Source organism: Hymenobacter edaphi (genome assembly GCF_003258365.1).
GTDB lineage: Bacteria > Bacteroidota > Bacteroidia > Cytophagales > Hymenobacteraceae > Solirubrum > Solirubrum edaphi.
On the sequence record NZ_QHKM01000005.1, the window covers coordinates 39,288 to 55,758 of the forward strand.

Here is a 16,471-nt window from a genome sequence, read left to right on the forward strand (position 1 = left end):
CGCCGGGCATTACGGCTGGTCCCACCACACGGGGAAGGTCACGTAGGCCGGGTCGTTGCCGCCCGCCGCGGCCACGGCCTGCGGGTTGTAGAGCGTCTCGGTCTGCGGCGGGGCCAGGCGGCGCGGAAACTTGCGCGAAGCCGGGTCGGTGGGCGTGGGGTTCAGGATGGGGTTGGCGCCGGCGGGGTAGGCGAAGTTCACGTAGATGTCGGAGCGGTAATCGTATCGACGCAGGTCCGACCACGACTCCGGGTTCAGGAACATGCTGATGTACTTCTGCTCCATGATGCGGCGCTCGGTCAGGTCGGCCGGGGTCTGGGCCACGGCCGGGCTGGCCAGGTAAGCATCAATCTGGCCCTGGGTGATGAGCGGGAAGGTCACCGTCAGGCCCAGGGAGGTGAAGGTGCCGCCGCCGCCGATTTTGCGAATGTGCGCCTCGATGCCCTGGCGGTACGCCGTGAAGGCGCGGGCGCGGTTGCCGGACTTCAGCGCCGCCTCGGCCTCGATGAACTTCAGCTCGTGGAAGGTCACGGTTTCGAAGTAGCCCAGGTCGCGGGCGTACCAGCTGTAGTAGAAGTCGGCCACGCCGCCGATGGTGGTGCCGCCCGACACGCCGGGGTTGGCGCCCAGGCTGGCCGTGTTGGCCATGACCGGCAGGCGCGGGTCGACCACGCCGGGGTAGGTGGCGTTGGCGATGTTGCCGTTCAGGTAGCGCAGCAGGTTCAGCGAGTAGGTGCCGGTGGCGAAGTTGGCGCGGGTGGTCCCGAAGATGTTGGTGCTGCCCGTGATGGGGGGCACGGGCGTCTCGAACTGCAGCTGCGCGTCGTCGGCCGAGCTCTGGAAGCCCGCGTCCACGGCGGCCAGCACGGCGGTGGCGTTGTAGCTGGATTTCTTGGTGAGGTGGTTGAGCTGGCGGGCCTTCAGGGCGTTGGCCAGCCGGATCCACTTCTGCACGTCGCCCTTGTAGAGGATGTCGCCGCTGATGCTGGGCGTGGTCAGGTACAGGGGGCGCAGGTTGGCCGAAGCCGGCTTCTGCAGCTCCGCAATGCCCTCGTCGAGCAGGCGGAAAATGGTTTGATACACCTGTTCCTGCGGGTCGTAGCGGGGCGTGTAGTTGGCCGCGCCCTGGAAGGCCTCGGAGTAGGGCACGTCGCCGAGCATGTCGGTGGCGTGGGCCAGGCCCATGGCCAGCGTTACCTTGGCGGCCCCCACGTAGTGCGGGGAGCCTTCTTCCTGGGCCGCGGCAATGGTGGCGTTCAGGTTGCCGGCCGAGTAGAAGTACAGGTAGTTAAAGGTGTTGGTGCTGTTGCCGGTGGTGAAGTAGTACTGATCGGTGCTGGCGGCCGGGGCGCGCCGCACCACGTACTGGGTGATGTAGGAAGTGGTCAGCGCCGTAAACATCTGCTGCTGAAAGGCCTGCGAGATGCCGCCCGGCAAGAGGAAGTTGGGCGTGGAAGTGACCGGGTTGTTGGGGTCGGTGTTCACGTCGAGAAATTTCTCGCACGACGTCAGCATTCCGCCCCCCAGTAGCAAGCCCAGAAGGAGAAGGTATTTTTTCATCGGATTGAATTGAAGGATGAGCGGATCAGCGGATGAGTAGCGGAGTAGATGGGCGCCGAAAATGCGGTATTGCGCAAGTCGTTCCTCTGCTCATGGACGTATCCGGTCATCTGCTCATGTATTAAAAATTGACCCGCAGGGCCATGTCCACGCCGCGGGTGGCGGGGGTGCTGCCGTAGTCGAAGCCGCCGGAGCCGCCGCCGCGCACGCCCGCGCCGGCCGAGGAGGTTTCGGGGTCGGCGCCGGAGTACTTGGTGAACAGCAGCAGGTTGCGGCCGGTCACCGACAGCTCCACGCCCTTCACGAAGGAGCCGCCCAGCCAGGTCTGGGGCAGGCGGTAGCTGAGCGCCACGTAGCGCAGGCGCGTCCAGGAGCCGTCTTCCACGAAGGCCCAGCCGGTGCCGGCGTACTGGTTGGTGTAGTAGCCCTGCGTCAGCTCGACGGGCCGGGTGTTGGGCGAGTAAGAGCCGTCGGCCTGGCGCACCACCCCGTCGATGATGGTGGTGTTGTAGCGGTCCAGGGTCCGCTCGCTCAGCCCGTTGCGCACCATCACCCACTCGTTGCCGTTGACCACCTTGCCGCCCTTGCGGAAGTCGAGCAGAAAGGCCAGCGACAGGCCCTTGTAGCTCACGGTGTTGGTCAGCTGCGTGGTGAAGTCGGGGGCCCGGTCGCCGGCGTACACGAAGGTACCGGCTACCACCGAGGGCAGGCCGGTGGTGGGGCTGATGATAACCTGCCCGTTGTAGGGCGAGTTCGGGTCGACCACGCGCTGGTAGTCGATGACGCCGATGGAGGAAATGGGCTTGTCGGGGAAGGCGCTGCCGCGGGCCACGTCAATCACCCAGGAGTCCGACTGGTTGACTTCCGTCAGGAAGCTGGGCAGCTCCTTGGCACGGTTCCGGTTGCGGTAGAAATTGGCCAGCACTTCCCAGGTGAAGCCGTTGTCGAGCACCACCGGCTTGCCCGACAGGGCCAGCTCGATGCCCTCGTTGACCACCTTGCCGCCGTTGATGTACTGCAGAATAAAGCCCGAGGCCTGGCTCACGCGCGGGGCAATGAGCTGGTCGCGGGTTTCGGCGTAGTAGTAGCCCGCGTCGAGGCCCAGGCGGCCCTTCAGGAACTGCAGGTCCAGGCCCACCTCGTAGGAGCGGGTGCGCTCGGGCTTCAGCTGGCTGTTCGAGCCGAAGAAGCCCAGGCGGAAGCCCCCGCCGATGTAGGTGCTCTGCGCCAGCGGCGACTCCACCCGGTACGGGCCGGTGTCCTTGCCCACCTCGGCCACCGAGAGGCGCAGCTTGCCGTAGCTCAGGATGTTGTTGTTGTCGAGGCCCAGGGTGCGGGTAAACTCGTAGCCGGCCGAAGCCGAGCCGTAGAGGAAGCCCTGGCCGAAGTTTTTGTTTTTGTCCGGCCGGGGCAGGGTCGACGACATGTCGTAGCGGCCGCTGACTTCCAGCGTCACCTGCCGGAATATATCCAGGTTCAGGCGGGCGAAGTTGCCCACCAGGCGGCGCGTGGAGTTGGTGGTCAGCGCGCCCCGGTTTTCGGTGTTGTTGATGGAGTTGATGCCCGGCGAGCGGAACACCAGGCCGATGATGTCGGTGGCTTCGCGCATGCTCTGCTCCACGGAGTTGCCCAGCAGCAGCGTGGCCCCGAGGTTGTCGCCGAAGCTGCGCGTGAACTGGGCTGTGAAGTAGGAGTTGAGCAGGCGGCTGCGCGTCGTCGTCTCCGAAATGCCCCCGTTCTGGTTGCTGGGCTGCGAGGTGCCGATGGCCCGCACCGAGCGCACCTGCTCGGTGTAGAGGTCGGTGCCCAGGTTGTAGTTCAGCGTAGCCCAGCTGGCGGGCTGGTAGGTCAGCTGGGCGTTGCCGATCAGGCGGTTGGTGCGGTCCGTCACCGGGTTGCGCTCCGCCGTGAAGTAAGGGTTGTCGGGGTCGGAAGTGCCCACCCCGCCGATGAGGCGGCGGCGGGTGCCGTCGGGGTTCAGGTAGTTGCGGGCGTCGTCGTTGCGCGGCCAGGTCAGCAGGCTCACGAAATAGCCGCCCGAGCCGCCGAACAGGCCCGGCCCCTGCAGGGAGCGGCGCCCCCCCGAGTTCAGGTACTGGGCCGAGCCCTGGGCGGTGATTTTGGGCGAAAACTTCATCGTGCCCGACAGGCGCACGGTGGTTTTGTCGAAGTCCGAGTTGGGCACCACCCCGCGCTGGTCCAGGTTGGAGGCCGAGAGCAGGAAGGAGCCCTTATCGGTGCCGCCGGTCATGGTCAGGTAGTTCTGCCAGGAGTAGGCTTTCTGGAAGTAGTTGCCCAGGTTGTCGTACACCTCTTCGCCGGGCGCAAACTGCGGCCCCCACGAGAGGCGGGTGGTCGGGTCAAACACGCCGGCCGTGCCCTGCTTGTACACGTTCTGCAGCTTGGGCAGGCGGTTGATTTCGTCCACCGAGAACTGGGTGCGGTAGTCGATGCTCACCGCGCCGGCCTTGCCCTTCTTGGTGGTGATGATGACGGCCCCGTTGGCGGCGCGCAGCCCGTAGAGAGCGGCGGCGGCCGGGCCTTTCAGCACCGTCATGCTCTCCACGTCCTCGGGGTTGATGTCGGAGGCCCGGTTGGGCGAGGCCACCGAGCGGCCCAGCACCCCGTTGAAGGCCGAGCCCCCGCCGGGCGCCGTCGACTCCACGAACGAGGAGTTGTCCATGATGATGCCGTCGATGACGAACAGCGGCTGGTTGTCGCCGTCGAGCGAGTTGCCGCCCCGGATGACGATGGCCGCCCCTTCGCCGGGCGCCCCGCCCGAGCTGGTCACCTGCACGCCCGCCACCTTGCCCTGCAGGGCATTGACGATGTTGGGCTGGCGCGACTCGATAAGGTCTTTGGCCGTGACCTGCTGGGCCCCGTAATTGATCTGGCGGCGCTCCTGCTGAATGCCGAAGGCCGTCGTGATTTTCACTTCCTGCAGCTGGGTGGTATTGGCGGCCAGGGCCACGTCCACGGCGCTGCTGTTGCCCACGGCGCGCTCCACCGCGTCGTAGCCAATAAAGCTGAAGACCAGCGTGGCACCCTCGGGCACCTGCAGGGAAAAGCGGCCGTCGGGGCCGGTCTGCGTGCCGGTGGTGCCGCCCTTCACCACCACGTTCACCCCGGGCAGGGGCGAGCGGTCGGTGGCGGCCGTCACCGTGCCGGTGACGGTGCGCGTTTGCTGGGCCAGGGCCGGCTGCGCCAGCGCGAGGCCGGGCAGGGCTAAGGACCATAGAAGTTTTGTCATTGAAATAGGGAAAAGTGTGGGAGAAAAAGGGCCAAAACAGAACGCGCGCCCCTATATAGCGGCGCGCGGATGCAAATTCAGGCGGCGGGAGGGCAAATGAGGGAAACGGGACAAAAGACTGACATATAGGAGAAATCAGCGGTTTAAAAAGCTGCTGCTGCCGTCCGGATTGCCCCAAGTTGTGCTAAAACTAGCACCTTTCGGTTGTAAAGCGGGATTAAAGTTAACCGCAGCACCTGCACAAGTCAAGGCCCGGGCCGGGGGCAAACTTTGCAGGGTACAAGTTGACAGCCGCTGACAAAAGCCACTACCTTGGCGTCTCCCTCCCACCATCCAACCCCCGCCCCGCCTATGCACCCCGTCGCCAGCGCCGAGCGCGTCCCCGTCCAGGTTTACCCCGATTCCGAGCTGGCCTCCGTGGCCGTAGCCCGGCAGATTGCCGACCTTATCCGCGACCGGGCCGCCGAGGGCCGGCCCGCCGTGCTCGGGCTGGCCACCGGCTCCACGCCCACCCGCGTGTACGAGGAGCTGGTGCGGCTGCACCGCGAGGAGGGCCTGAGCTTTGCCGGCGTCGTGACTTTCAACCTCGACGAGTACTTCCCCATGCCGCCCGACTCGCTGCAGAGCTACGTGCGCTTCATGCACGAGTACCTCTTCGACCACATCGACATTCCGGCCGGCAGCGTGCACATCCCCGACGGCACCGTGCGGCCCGAGGACGTGAGCGAGTACTGCCGCCGCTACGAAGAGCAGATCGAGCAGGCCGGCGGCATCGATCTGCAGCTGCTCGGCATCGGGCGCACCGGCCACATCGGCTTCAACGAGCCCGGCTCGGGCGCCCAGTCGCGCACCCGCCTCATTACCCTCGACCACATCACCCGCACCGACGCGGCCTCGGACTTCTACGGCGAGGAGAACGTGCCGCGCCGGGCCCTCACCATGGGCGTGGGCTCCATCCTCGATGCCCGCCAGATCATCATGATGGCCTGGGGCGAGGGCAAGGCCGCCGTGGTGAAGCGCACGGTGGAGGGCGAGCCGACCGACTCGGTGCCGGCCACCTACCTGCAGCGCCACCCCGCCGTGCAGGTGGTGCTCGACGAGGCCGCCGCCGCCGAGCTGACGCGCCGCAAAACGCCCTGGCTGGCCGGGCTGCCCAGCAACTGGCACGACGCGGCCACCGTGCGCAAGGCCGTGACCTGGCTGGCCCGCACCCTGCCCAAGCCCATTCTCAAGCTCACCGACGCGGACTACAACGAAAACGGCCTCTCCGACCTGCTGGCCACCTCCGACTCGCAGGCTTACGGGCTGAACATCCGCGTGTTCAACGAGCTGCAGCACACCATCACCGGCTGGCCCGGCGGCAAGCCCCACGCCGACGACACCTACCGCCCCGAGCGCGCCGCGCCCTTCCCCAAGCGCGTGCTGCTCTTCTCCCCGCACCCCGACGACGACGTCATCTCGATGGGCGGCACGCTGCTGCGCCTCGTCGACCAGGGCCACGAGGTGCACGTGGCCTACCAGACCTCCGGCAACATCGCCGTGTTCGACGACGAGGCTATCCGCTTCGCCGATTTCGTGGCCGACTACGACCAGGCCCTGCGCCTGCCCGGCGAGCAGCCCGCTGAGCAGATGTACCAGCGCGTGTCGGCGTTTCTGACCAACAAGGCGCCCGGGCAGGTCGATTCGGCGGAGGTGCAGCAGATCAAGGGCTTGATCCGGCGCGGCGAGGCCAAAAGCGCGCTGCGCCTGGCCGGCCTCGACCCGGAAACCCGCGCCCACTTCCTGGATTTGCCCTTCTACGAAACCGGCCGGGTGCGCAAAAAGCCGCTCGGCGAAGAGGACATCCAGATTACCATCGACCTGCTGAACCGCATTCGGCCCCAGCAGATCTACGCCGCCGGCGACCTGTCGGACCCGCACGGCACGCACCGGGTGTGTTTGGCGGCCATTATGCAGGCCGTGCAGCGCCTGAAGGCCGAAGGCACCGACTGGCTGCAGGACTGCTGGGTATGGCTGTACCGCGGGGCCTGGCAGGAGTGGGACATCGACCAGATTGAAATGGCCGTGCCGCTCTCGCCCCAGGAATTGACGCGCAAGCGCCGGGCCATTTTCAAGCACCAGTCGCAGAAGGACCGGCCGCTGTTTCCGGGGGCCGACCAGCGCGAGTTCTGGCAGCGGGCCGAAGAGCGCAACCGCACCACCGCCCGGATTTACGACCAGCTGGGCCTGCCCGAGTACGAGGGCATCGAGGCCTTCGTGCGCTGGCAGTACTAACGGCCGTTCTTGGACAATGTAAAGTAACGCGCCGTAGTCCAACGGCCGCAGCTACCCGCGTCCCGGCGGGCCGGAGCCAGGTGGCTCCGGCCCGCCGGGACGCGGCCTTTTGAGCCCGATACCGCGTTGCCGGAAATCGTGGCTCACCCGACCAAATTAGCACAATCAAGCCCGGATTCGCCACGGCGGGCGGCCGGATTTGCGCGGCTTTGCGCGCGCCGAAACCACGCCTATCCTGTCGCCTTGAAACGCCGGCCGCGCCCAGGGTTTAGCTTGCATTTTATATGTAATTAAATATTGTACATTACTCAGGCATTCCAGTTACTTCCCACCTTTTCTCTTTCCTCTATGCGCAACACCTACTCATGGGCGCGGCCGCTGCTGGTTGGCGGCTGCTTGATACCGGGCCTGCTGCCGCCAGCGGCGGCCGTGGCGCAGGCGGTGCAGCAGCAGTACACGCTGCAGGGCCGCGTCACCGACGCCCGCGGCCAGGGCCTGCCCGGTACCACGGTGCTGGTGAGCGGCACCACCCAGGGCGCCAGCACCGACGCCGACGGCAATTACCGCTTCACGGCCCAGCTGGCGCCGGGCAGCTACACGCTGCAGTTTTCCACCATCGGCTACCAGAACCAGAGCCGCCCGCTGGCGCTGGGCAGCGCCAGCGCCGTCACCACCGACGTGGCGCTGAGCGAGGCCCGGCAGAGCCTCGACGACGTGGTGGTTATCGGCTCCACCGTGAGCGTGAGCCGGCGCGAGCTGGGCAACGCCATCAGCACGGTGCAGGCCAAGGATTTGACGCAGAGCGGCTCGGGGCAGGTGCTGAACTCGCTGCAGGGCAAGGTGCCGGGCGCGCAGATCGTGCAGAACTCCGGCGACCCGGCCGGCTCGCTGTCGGTGCGGCTGCGCGGGGTACACTCGCTTACCGGCCCCTCGGACCCGCTGTACGTCATCGACGGGGTTATCGTGAGCAACAACAGCGTGAACGTGTCGCAGCTGGCGGTGACCAACGACGTGGGTGTGGCCAACGCGGGCCAGAACCGCCTGGCCGACCTGAACCCCAACGACATTGCCAGCATCAACGTGATTAACGGGGCGGCGGCGGCGGCGCAGTACGGCTCGCGGGCGGCCAACGGGGTGGTGCTCATCACCACCAAGCGCGGGCAGAGCGGGGCGGTGCGCGTGTCGGCCTACACCAGCTTCAGCATCAACGAGCTGCGCCACATGGTGCCGGTGAATACCTACGGCAAGCAGTTCGGGGCCGATACGTACGTGGTCAACGGCACGACCAACACTTTCCGCCTCTACCCCATCAGCGCGGTGGGTACGCTGGCCGGGCAGCCGGGCGTGACGACGACCGTCATCAACCGGGCCAACACCAACACGACCCTGGCCACCAACCTGGTGGACGTGACGCGCTACAACTACTTCGACGACATCTTCCGCACCGGCTACGGCACCGACAACGGCATCTCGCTCACGGGCGGCTCGGAGGGCACGCAGTACTACGTATCGGGCGGCTACCTCAAAAACCAGGGCATCATCCGCGGCACCGACTTCACGCGCTACAACCTGCGCGCCCGCGTGGACCAGCGCCTGGCCAAGTGGGCCAAGGTGACGGCCGGGTTGGCCTACAGCAACAGCTTCGCCAATGAAAAGGCCAACGGCAACGTGTTCTACAGCCCGATCAACTCGGTCAACATCACCAACAACATCTACGACCTGAGCCGCCGCGACGCCAAGGGCGACCTGCTGGCCGTGGAGCCGACGCGCGTGAATCCGCTTTCCACCATCGAGGACATGAAGTTTACCCAGCGCGTGAGCCGCACCATCGGCGACGTGCAGGTGAACCTGAACCCGTTCAAGGGCTTTTCGGTGGACTACGTGCTCGGGGCCGACGTGTACTCGCAGGTGGGCCAGAGCTACATCCGGCCCTACCCCTACCAGGCCACGGCCGGCCTGCCGGCCCAGCGCTACCCCTTCGGCTACGCCGCCAACGGGCTGGCCAACGCCCTGCTGCTCAACTCCGACGTGAACGTGGGCTACGAGCGGCCCTTGGGCGAGACGTTTAAAATTTCGCTGCTGGGCGGCTACAGCTACCAGTACAGCCGTCAGGAAATCAGCCGCACCCAGGGCCAGAACCTGGCCCCGTTCATCACCACCGTCAGCGGAGCCTCCAGCACCACCGTTACGGCCGGCTACGACCTGGACCAGTTCGACCTGAGCGGGGCCTACGTGCAGGGCACGCTGGGCTACCGCAACCTGGCCTTCCTGACCGGGGCCGTGCGCCGCGACCGGTCGTCGAAGTTCAGCGAGAATTCCACCAACCAGTTCTACCCCAAAATCAGCGCCTCGCTGGTGCTGTCGGACCTGGACTTCTGGCAGAACGCGGGCTACGCCAAGGCCTTCAACGGGCTGAAGCTGCGCGCCAGCTACGGCGAGGCCGGCAACCTGAACGGCATCGAGAGCTACGAGCGGTTCTACCAGTTTCAGCCGGTGGGCTTTCTGGGGCGCAATACCTACCTGCCCGGCGCGCGGTTTGCCAACCCCAACGTGCGCCCCGAGCGGGTGGCCGAAATCGAGGGCGGCGCCGACCTGAGCTTCCTGAGTGACCGGCTGAGCCTGGGCGCCACGGTGTACCGCCAGAAAACCACCGACCTGGTGGTGCGCCGCAACCTGGCGCCCTCCAGCGGCGGGGCCTTCATCACCAACAACGTGGCCACGCTGGAAAACAAGGGCCTGGAGCTGCAGCTGACGGCCGTGCCGGTGCGCACCGCCGCCCTGAGCTGGGACGTGGCCCTGCTCTTCAACCGCAACCGCAACAAGGTGCTGGAGCTGCCGGGCACCAACGGGCCGCAGGCCATTTCCGTCGACAACGTGGCCGGGGCGCCGGTGTACCTGCTGGCCGGGCAGCCGGTGGGCGTGTTCTACGGCTCGGGCTACGCCCGCAACCCCGACGGCTCCCTGCTGCTCACCCCGCAGGGCTTTCCGCAGGACGAGCGCACCAGCGACCAGGGCGTGGGCGCGGTGGGCTTCACGCCGGCCCGCGAGGGCACCGGCCAGCCCAGCTACGCCACCGGCACTACCATTGCCAACCTGATCATCGGCAACCCCAACCCGAAGTGGACGGGCTCGTTCAGCACCAACCTCACGTTCAAGAAGCTCACCCTGCACGTGCTGCTCGACGCGGTGCAGGGCGTGGACGTGTTCAACGCCGACAAGCGCACCCGCCAGGGCGTGGGCCTGGGCGACCTGGCCGAGAAGGAGCTGCGCGGCGAGCTGCCCCGGGGCTACATCTTCGCCATCTACAACACCCAGGAATTTCGCGTCGACGACGGCTCCTTCGTGAAGCTGCGCGAAACCTCGCTGAGCTACGAGCTGCCCAAAATCAGCCCGCTCATCAGCAGCCTGAACGTGTCGCTGGTGGGGCGCAACCTCGCCTCCTGGGACAACTACAACGGCTTCGACCCGGAAACCAGCGCCGGCGGCTCGTCGGACCTGCTGCGGGCCATCGACTTCGGCAACGTGCCCATTCCGCGCACCTACCAGCTGAAGCTCACGGCCTCGTTCTAACCCCTTCCCCTGCCATTCCGATGAAACGATACCTGCGACTATTGCCGCTGCTGGCCCTGCTGGCCGGCGGCTGCTCCAAAGACTACCTGAACCCGAGTACCGCCAGCCAGGAGCAGGTACTCTCGACCTCCGACGGGCTGATTACCGTGTGCAACGGGCTGCAGCACCGCTTCACCACCGGCGGCGCGCTCAGCCCGCTCTACAACCTGGTGGCCGCCGGCGGCCTGACCACCCGCGAGCTGACGGTCATCAACGTGGGCAACATCGAGGAGTACAACGTGAGCCTGGGCGCGGGCAATATCACCAACGGCAACGTGGTGGTGCGCAACCTCTGGACGCAGACCCAGCTGGTGAAGGCCAACGCCGACCTGGTGCTGGCCAATGCCGGCAACGCCGCCGACCTGGGCACGCGCAGCGGCATCGTGGCCTACGCCAGCATCTTCCGGGCGCTGGCCCTGGGCACGCAGGCCATGTTCTTCGAGCAGGGGCCGCTGGCCGTGGGCGAAAACGCGGCCTTCGTGCCCCGGGTGCAGCTGCTGCAGTCGGCCGTGACGCAGCTGGAAGCGGCGGCGGCCGGGCTGGCCGCCAACCCCGTGTCCGCCGACTTCAACGGCAAGATCGTGCCCGGCATCAACCTCGCCAACACCCTGCAGGCCCTCATTGCCCGCTACAGCCTGCTGGCCGGCGACTACGACAAGGCCCTGGCCGCCGCCGGCCGCGTGGACCTGGCCAGCCGCTCGGTATTCAACTTCGACGACAACACCCGCAACCCGCTGTTCGAGGTGGCCTTTGGCAACCGCAACGTGTTTGAGCCCGGCGACGTGAACCTGGGCCTGACCGGGGCGCTGGCACCCGAGGCCGGCGACCGGCGCATCCCGTTCTACACCCGCGCCACGCCCACGGCCCAGCAAAACCGCGGCACCGGCTTCTACACCCTCGCCGGGGCGCCCATTCCGGTGTACGTGCCCGGCGAGATGCTGCTGATCCGGGCCGAGGCCTACGCCCGCAAAAACGACCTGCCCAACGCCGTGACCGAGCTGAACCGCGTGCGCACCAGCACCGCCGCGGCCACCACCACCACCGCCAGCGGCCCGCCCACCGGCCCGCCCGGCGCGGGGCTGGCGCCCTACGCGGGCCCGCTCACCCAGGAGGCCGTGCTGCTCGACATCTACCGCAACCGGCAGGTGGAGCTGGCCTTCCAGGGCTTCCGCCTCGACGACAGCCGCCGCTTCTCGCGGCCCGGGCCCGGCACCACCGGCGCCGAGCGCAACCGCAACTTCCTGCCCTACCCGCGGGTAGAGCGCGAAAACAACCCCTCGACGCCGCCCGACCCGGCCATCTGAGCGACTACCCCGCCCGAACGCTATGCGTCTTCCAAACGCCCCGCCTCCCGCCGAGGCGGGGCGTTTTTTTTCGTTCTTTACGCCCCATGCAATCCACCAACCAGGCCGCTGAAGCCACCACCCACACCCTGCCGCTGGCCGAGGCCTCGCAGCCGGGCCGCCTCGTCTCGCTCGACGTATTCCGGGGCCTGACCGTCATGGCCATGATTCTGGTGAACAATCCCGGCGACTGGGGCCACATCTACGAGCCGCTGGAGCACGCGGCCTGGAACGGCTGCACCCCGACGGACCTGATTTTTCCGTTTTTCCTCTTCATCGTGGGCGTCTCGCTGGTCTACGCGCTGGACGGAGTGAAGCAGCGCGGCGGGGCGCCGGGCCCCACGCTGCTGCGGGTGGCCCGGCGGGCGGCGCTGCTGTTCGGGCTGGGCTTGTTTCTCTCGCTCTACCCCAAGTTCGACTTCGCGACGGTGCGCGTTCTGGGCGTGCTGCAGCGCATCGGGCTGGTGTTCTTCGCCTGCTCGGCCTTGTTTCTGACCACCTCGCGCCGCACCCAGCTCTGGACGCTGGCCGGCATCCTCATTGGCTACAACCTGCTGCTCCAGCTGGTGCCCGCCCCTGGCCAGGCCACCGCCCAGCTGCTGCCCGGCCACGACCTCGGCGCCTGGCTCGACCGCACCCTGCTCACCTCGGCCCACCTCTGGAAAGTCAGCAAAACCTGGGACCCGGAGGGGCTGCTGAGCACCCTGCCCGCCGTGGGCACCGGGCTGCTGGGCGTCGTCACGGCGCAGTGGCTGCGGCGGTCAGACGTGCCGCCGGCCGAGAAAGTGGTCTGGCTGTTTATCGACGCCGCGCTGCTCATCGTGCTGGGCATGGTGTGGAACAGCTGGTTTCCGGTCAACAAGAGCCTTTGGACCAGCTCCTACGTGCTCTATACCGGCGGCATGGCCGTGGGCGGCCTCGCCCTGCTCTACTGGCTCTGCGACGTGCAGCAGTGGCGCGGCTGGATCAAGCCCTTCCTCGTCTACGGCGTCAACGCCATTACCGTGTTCTTCCTCTCGGGCCTGATTCCGCGCACGCTCAGCCTGATTCGCTTGCCCGACCCCACGGGCAAAGCCGCCGATACCGGCCTGAAGGAGTGGCTGTACCAGACCCTGTTCGTGCCCCTGTTTGCCGACCCGCGCAACGCCTCCCTGGCCGGGGCCCTGGCCCTGGTGCTGATCTGGCTGGGCATTTTGTGGTGGATGTACAGCCGCCGCATCATCATCAAGGTCTGACCACGGATTGATTCGGATAACCCGGATTTTAGCTTCGCTGACCTGCGGACGATTTGCGTATGCCGCAATGATTGTCCGGGTAGACACCTGACCTTCCGACGCTTATCCAGTCCCGCGCCAGCGCACTGGCCGTTCGCGCTACCTCCGCTGCCGAACTTATTTTACCCCTGATGCAATCCGTTGACGAGGCCGCCCGCGCCACCACCCACACCACGCCCGTGGCCGAAGCCTCCGGCCCCGGCCGCCTGGTTTCCCTCGACGCCTTTCGCGGCCTCACGGTCATCGTGATGCTGCTGGTCAACTTCCCTGGCGCCTTTCCCTACTACGCGCCGCTGAGCCACATCGAGTGGCACGGCTGCCGCCCGGCCGATCTGGTGTTTCCCTTCTTCCTCTTCATCGTGGGCGTGTCCCTGGTGTTTGCCCTCGACCGCGCCCGCCACGACCCGGCCCGGCAGCGGCGGGTGCTGCTCACCATTCTGCGCCGCACGCTCATCCTGATTGCCCTGGGCATGCTCATCGACCTGACGCCGAAGTTTTACTTCACCTCGTTTCGCATCATGGGCGTGCTGCAGCGCATCGGGCTGGTGTTCTTCGCCTGCTCGCTGCTGTTTCTGAAAACGCGCTGGCGCACCCAGCTCGGCCTCTTCGCCCTTATCCTGGTGGCTTACAACCTGGTGCTGCAGCTGGTGCCGGTGCCCGGCGTGGGCCCCGCCAACCTGGAGCGCCTCACCAACCTCGGCACCTGGCTCGACCGCCTCGTGCTCACCCAGCGCCACCTCTACGACGAGTTCTACTCCTTCGAGCCCGAGGGCATTCTGAGCACGTTCCCGTCCATCTGCACCGGGCTGCTGGGCGTATTTGCCGGCCGCTGGCTGCGCCAGACGCACATCGACGCCGCCACGCGCGTGGCCTGGCTGTTCGCGGCCAGCCTGCTCGGCATCGGGCTGGGCGTTATCTGGAACGCTTGGTTTCCCATCAACAAGCAGCTCTGGACCAGCTCGTTCGTGCTCTACGCGGGCGGCATTGCCGGCGTGCTGCTGGCCGCCATGTACTGGCTGCTCGACGTGCAGCAGTGGCGCCGCGGCCTCACCCCGCTGCTGGTGTTCGGCACCAACGCCATTACCATCTACTTTCTCTCCGAACTGGTCGACAAGCTGCTCAGTTCCTACGACGTAACCATGCCCGGCGGAGGCACCGACACGGTGCGCAACTGGCTGTTTCAAACTCAGGTATTGCCCCATTTTGCCAATCCCCAGCACGCCGCGCTGTTCTACGCCCTCGATTATACCGCCATCTGGGGTCTGCTAGCCTGGGAGCTGTACCGCCGCCGCATCTTCATCAAAATCTGACCCTGGCGGACCGCGCCGCGGCGGCCTGGGCCGCGTTTACGTACCGCCCCAAACGCAAAGCGGGCGGCCCCAAAGGGAACCGCCTGCTTCACCATTTTCACTCACCAATTTTGGAACCGCAGGGGTCACTGTCGGTCCCACACGGTGCCGTTGGCTTCCACAAACCGTACGACACCGTTTTCCTTCGTGTAGTACACCTGCCGCACGGCGCCGGCCGGCACGCGGGCGGCCGAGGTCAGCAGGCTGGTGTACTCCCACACATTCTGATATTGCCGGGTGCCGAGCGTGGCCGTGGGCAGCAGGCGCACGTCGGCGGGCAGGGCCGCGGGCTGGGCCGTGGCGGGCAGCTGCAGCCGGCTGGGGCCCCAGGTCAGCTCCACGGTCAGCAGCTCGGTGGTTTTGGGCACGGCGGCCTTCATGCTGAACGTCGCCAGGTACTTATCCTGGTCGGGCCGGGCCACGTAGCCCGAGTCGACGCGCTCCAGGCGGGCGCTCAGGCCCTGCCGGTAGTACTGCACGCGCTGCGAGCCGAGGGCAATGCCGGGCAGCTGCTGGTCGGCCAGGCCTTTCACCTGGTAGCGGCGCTCGTAGCCCGCCGCGTTGCGGAAGCGCCACTCCTCGCCGAGGCGGTAGGGCGTGGCCCAGACCTGCTCGGCCTGGCTGACCTGGTACACGGGCAGCTCCTGGCTTTCGGGCTCGGGAAAAAGCCCGCTGCCGCAGCCGGGCAGCAGCAGCCCGGCGGCCAGCGCGGTCGGCAGCACGGGGCGGCGCAGCCAGGTGGATAGCATTGTTTTCATAGCGGGCAGGGGCGTAAGCGGGGGCGAAGCGGGGCGGCGGGTAGCGCCGGCCAACGATGCAAAGATGGGGCGGACGACGGCGCTTGTAAATAGCATAAGCATGTGGTTGTCAGCTAAGCGAAACGCCGGCAAACACGACGGCAGCGGCCTGGTAATGAGTACCCCGCCGCTGCCGCCTTCACTGCTACAGATAGCCATCGGGGACAAATGGTTGCTTGCCGGCGTGGCCGCGGGCCGTAAAATCCCGTACCGCCTTGCTATGAAACACTTACTCGCGCTTGCCGCCGGCCTGCTGCTGGCCGCGCCGGCCGCCTCGGCCCAGGCCACTGCGACACCCAGTGCCGCCCCCGTAACGCCCGTAGCCCCGGCCCAGCGCAAAGCCGCCGAAGAGCTGCTCGTGGCCATGCAGATGGAGCAAACCGCCACCAACGCCCTCGACCAGATGGTGACGGCCCAAATGATTCAGCGGCCCGAGCTGAAGGCCGTGGAGCCCGAAATGCGCGGCTTTCTGCACAAGTACATGAGCTGGGCCGCGCTCAAGGACGACATGGCCGACCTCTACGCCCGCGAGTTCAGCGAAAAGGAGCTGAAAGACCTGCGCAAGTTTTACACCTCCCCCACCGGCCAGAAATTCACCGGCAAGCAAAGCCAGCTGATGGCCGCCGGCATGGCCCTGGGGCAGCGCCGCATGCAGGAGCATTTGCCCGAGCTGCAGAAAAGCATCGAAGACAAACTATCGAGGACGATGAAGGAGTAGTACGGGTAGCGAAACGGCAGAATTGCCCGTCGTGAATTTGCCCGTCGATAAAATAGCCTGTCATCCTTCATCTGGCGTGCGGCGCCGCCGAACCGCCGGAAGGCGAAGCCAAGGACCTTCCTCGACCCTTGCACCGCCGCTGCCTACAACGAGCAGACGCTTTTCGGGTAAACCCAGAAGCGCAGCCACCGAGCCCGGACGATTGGGCGTTGGTGGCTGCGCTTCTCGGTTGGTGCAGGGTTGGCGGAAGGTCCTTGACTTCGCCTTCCGGCGGTTCGCTCTGCTCAGGATGACGCC

9 protein-coding genes are annotated in these 16,471 nt (G+C 66.7%); 6 read left to right on the forward strand and 3 right to left on the reverse strand.

Features of this window, described 5'->3' with window-relative positions; genetic code table 11:
* Positions 1 to 9: 9 nt before the first annotated feature.
* The gene (locus tag DLM85_RS16180) at positions 10 to 1,560 is read right to left on the reverse strand and encodes a SusD/RagB family nutrient-binding outer membrane lipoprotein (RefSeq protein ID WP_111479166.1); all 1,551 of its coding nucleotides are present in this window, start codon (positions 1,558 to 1,560) and stop codon (positions 10 to 12) included.
* Between the two features lie 121 nt (positions 1,561 to 1,681).
* Positions 1,682 to 4,810, reverse strand: a complete 3,129-nt coding sequence (locus tag DLM85_RS16185) for a SusC/RagA family TonB-linked outer membrane protein (RefSeq protein WP_111479167.1) — start codon at positions 4,808 to 4,810, stop codon at positions 1,682 to 1,684.
* A 351-nt stretch (positions 4,811 to 5,161) separates the two neighbouring features.
* Here DLM85_RS16185 and nagB point away from each other — a divergent pair, with 351 nt between their 5' ends.
* The 5 genes from nagB to DLM85_RS16210 all read left to right on the forward strand — a co-directional run bounded on the left by nagB (position 5,162) and on the right by DLM85_RS16210 (position 14,620).
* Entirely contained in the window at positions 5,162 to 7,084 is a 1,923-nt protein-coding gene (gene nagB / locus DLM85_RS16190; RefSeq protein WP_111479168.1) for a glucosamine-6-phosphate deaminase, read from the forward strand.
* A 348-nt stretch (positions 7,085 to 7,432) separates the two neighbouring features.
* Positions 7,433 to 10,654, forward strand: coding sequence for a SusC/RagA family TonB-linked outer membrane protein (locus DLM85_RS16195; protein WP_111479169.1), 3,222 nt, complete (start codon positions 7,433 to 7,435; stop codon positions 10,652 to 10,654).
* A gap of 20 nt (positions 10,655 to 10,674) precedes the next feature.
* The gene (locus DLM85_RS16200; protein ID WP_111479170.1) at positions 10,675 to 11,997 is read left to right on the forward strand and encodes a RagB/SusD family nutrient uptake outer membrane protein; all 1,323 of its coding nucleotides are present in this window, start codon (positions 10,675 to 10,677) and stop codon (positions 11,995 to 11,997) included.
* An 86-nt stretch (positions 11,998 to 12,083) separates the two neighbouring features.
* Complete coding sequence (locus tag DLM85_RS16205) at positions 12,084 to 13,271, forward strand: acyltransferase family protein (RefSeq protein ID WP_111479171.1); 1,188 nt, start codon at positions 12,084 to 12,086, stop codon at positions 13,269 to 13,271.
* Positions 13,272 to 13,441: 170 nt separating this feature from the next.
* Positions 13,442 to 14,620, forward strand: coding sequence for an acyltransferase family protein (locus tag DLM85_RS16210; protein WP_111479172.1), 1,179 nt, complete (start codon positions 13,442 to 13,444; stop codon positions 14,618 to 14,620).
* Between the two features lie 125 nt (positions 14,621 to 14,745).
* Here DLM85_RS16210 and DLM85_RS16215 read toward each other — a convergent pair whose 3' ends face one another.
* Complete coding sequence (locus tag DLM85_RS16215) at positions 14,746 to 15,417, reverse strand: hypothetical protein (RefSeq protein ID WP_133257097.1); 672 nt, start codon at positions 15,415 to 15,417, stop codon at positions 14,746 to 14,748.
* Between the two features lie 259 nt (positions 15,418 to 15,676).
* Between DLM85_RS16215 and DLM85_RS16220 the strand changes: the two genes are divergently transcribed.
* Entirely contained in the window at positions 15,677 to 16,174 is a 498-nt protein-coding gene (locus tag DLM85_RS16220) for a DUF2059 domain-containing protein (RefSeq protein ID WP_165822165.1), read from the forward strand.
* Positions 16,175 to 16,471: the final 297 nt, after the last annotated feature.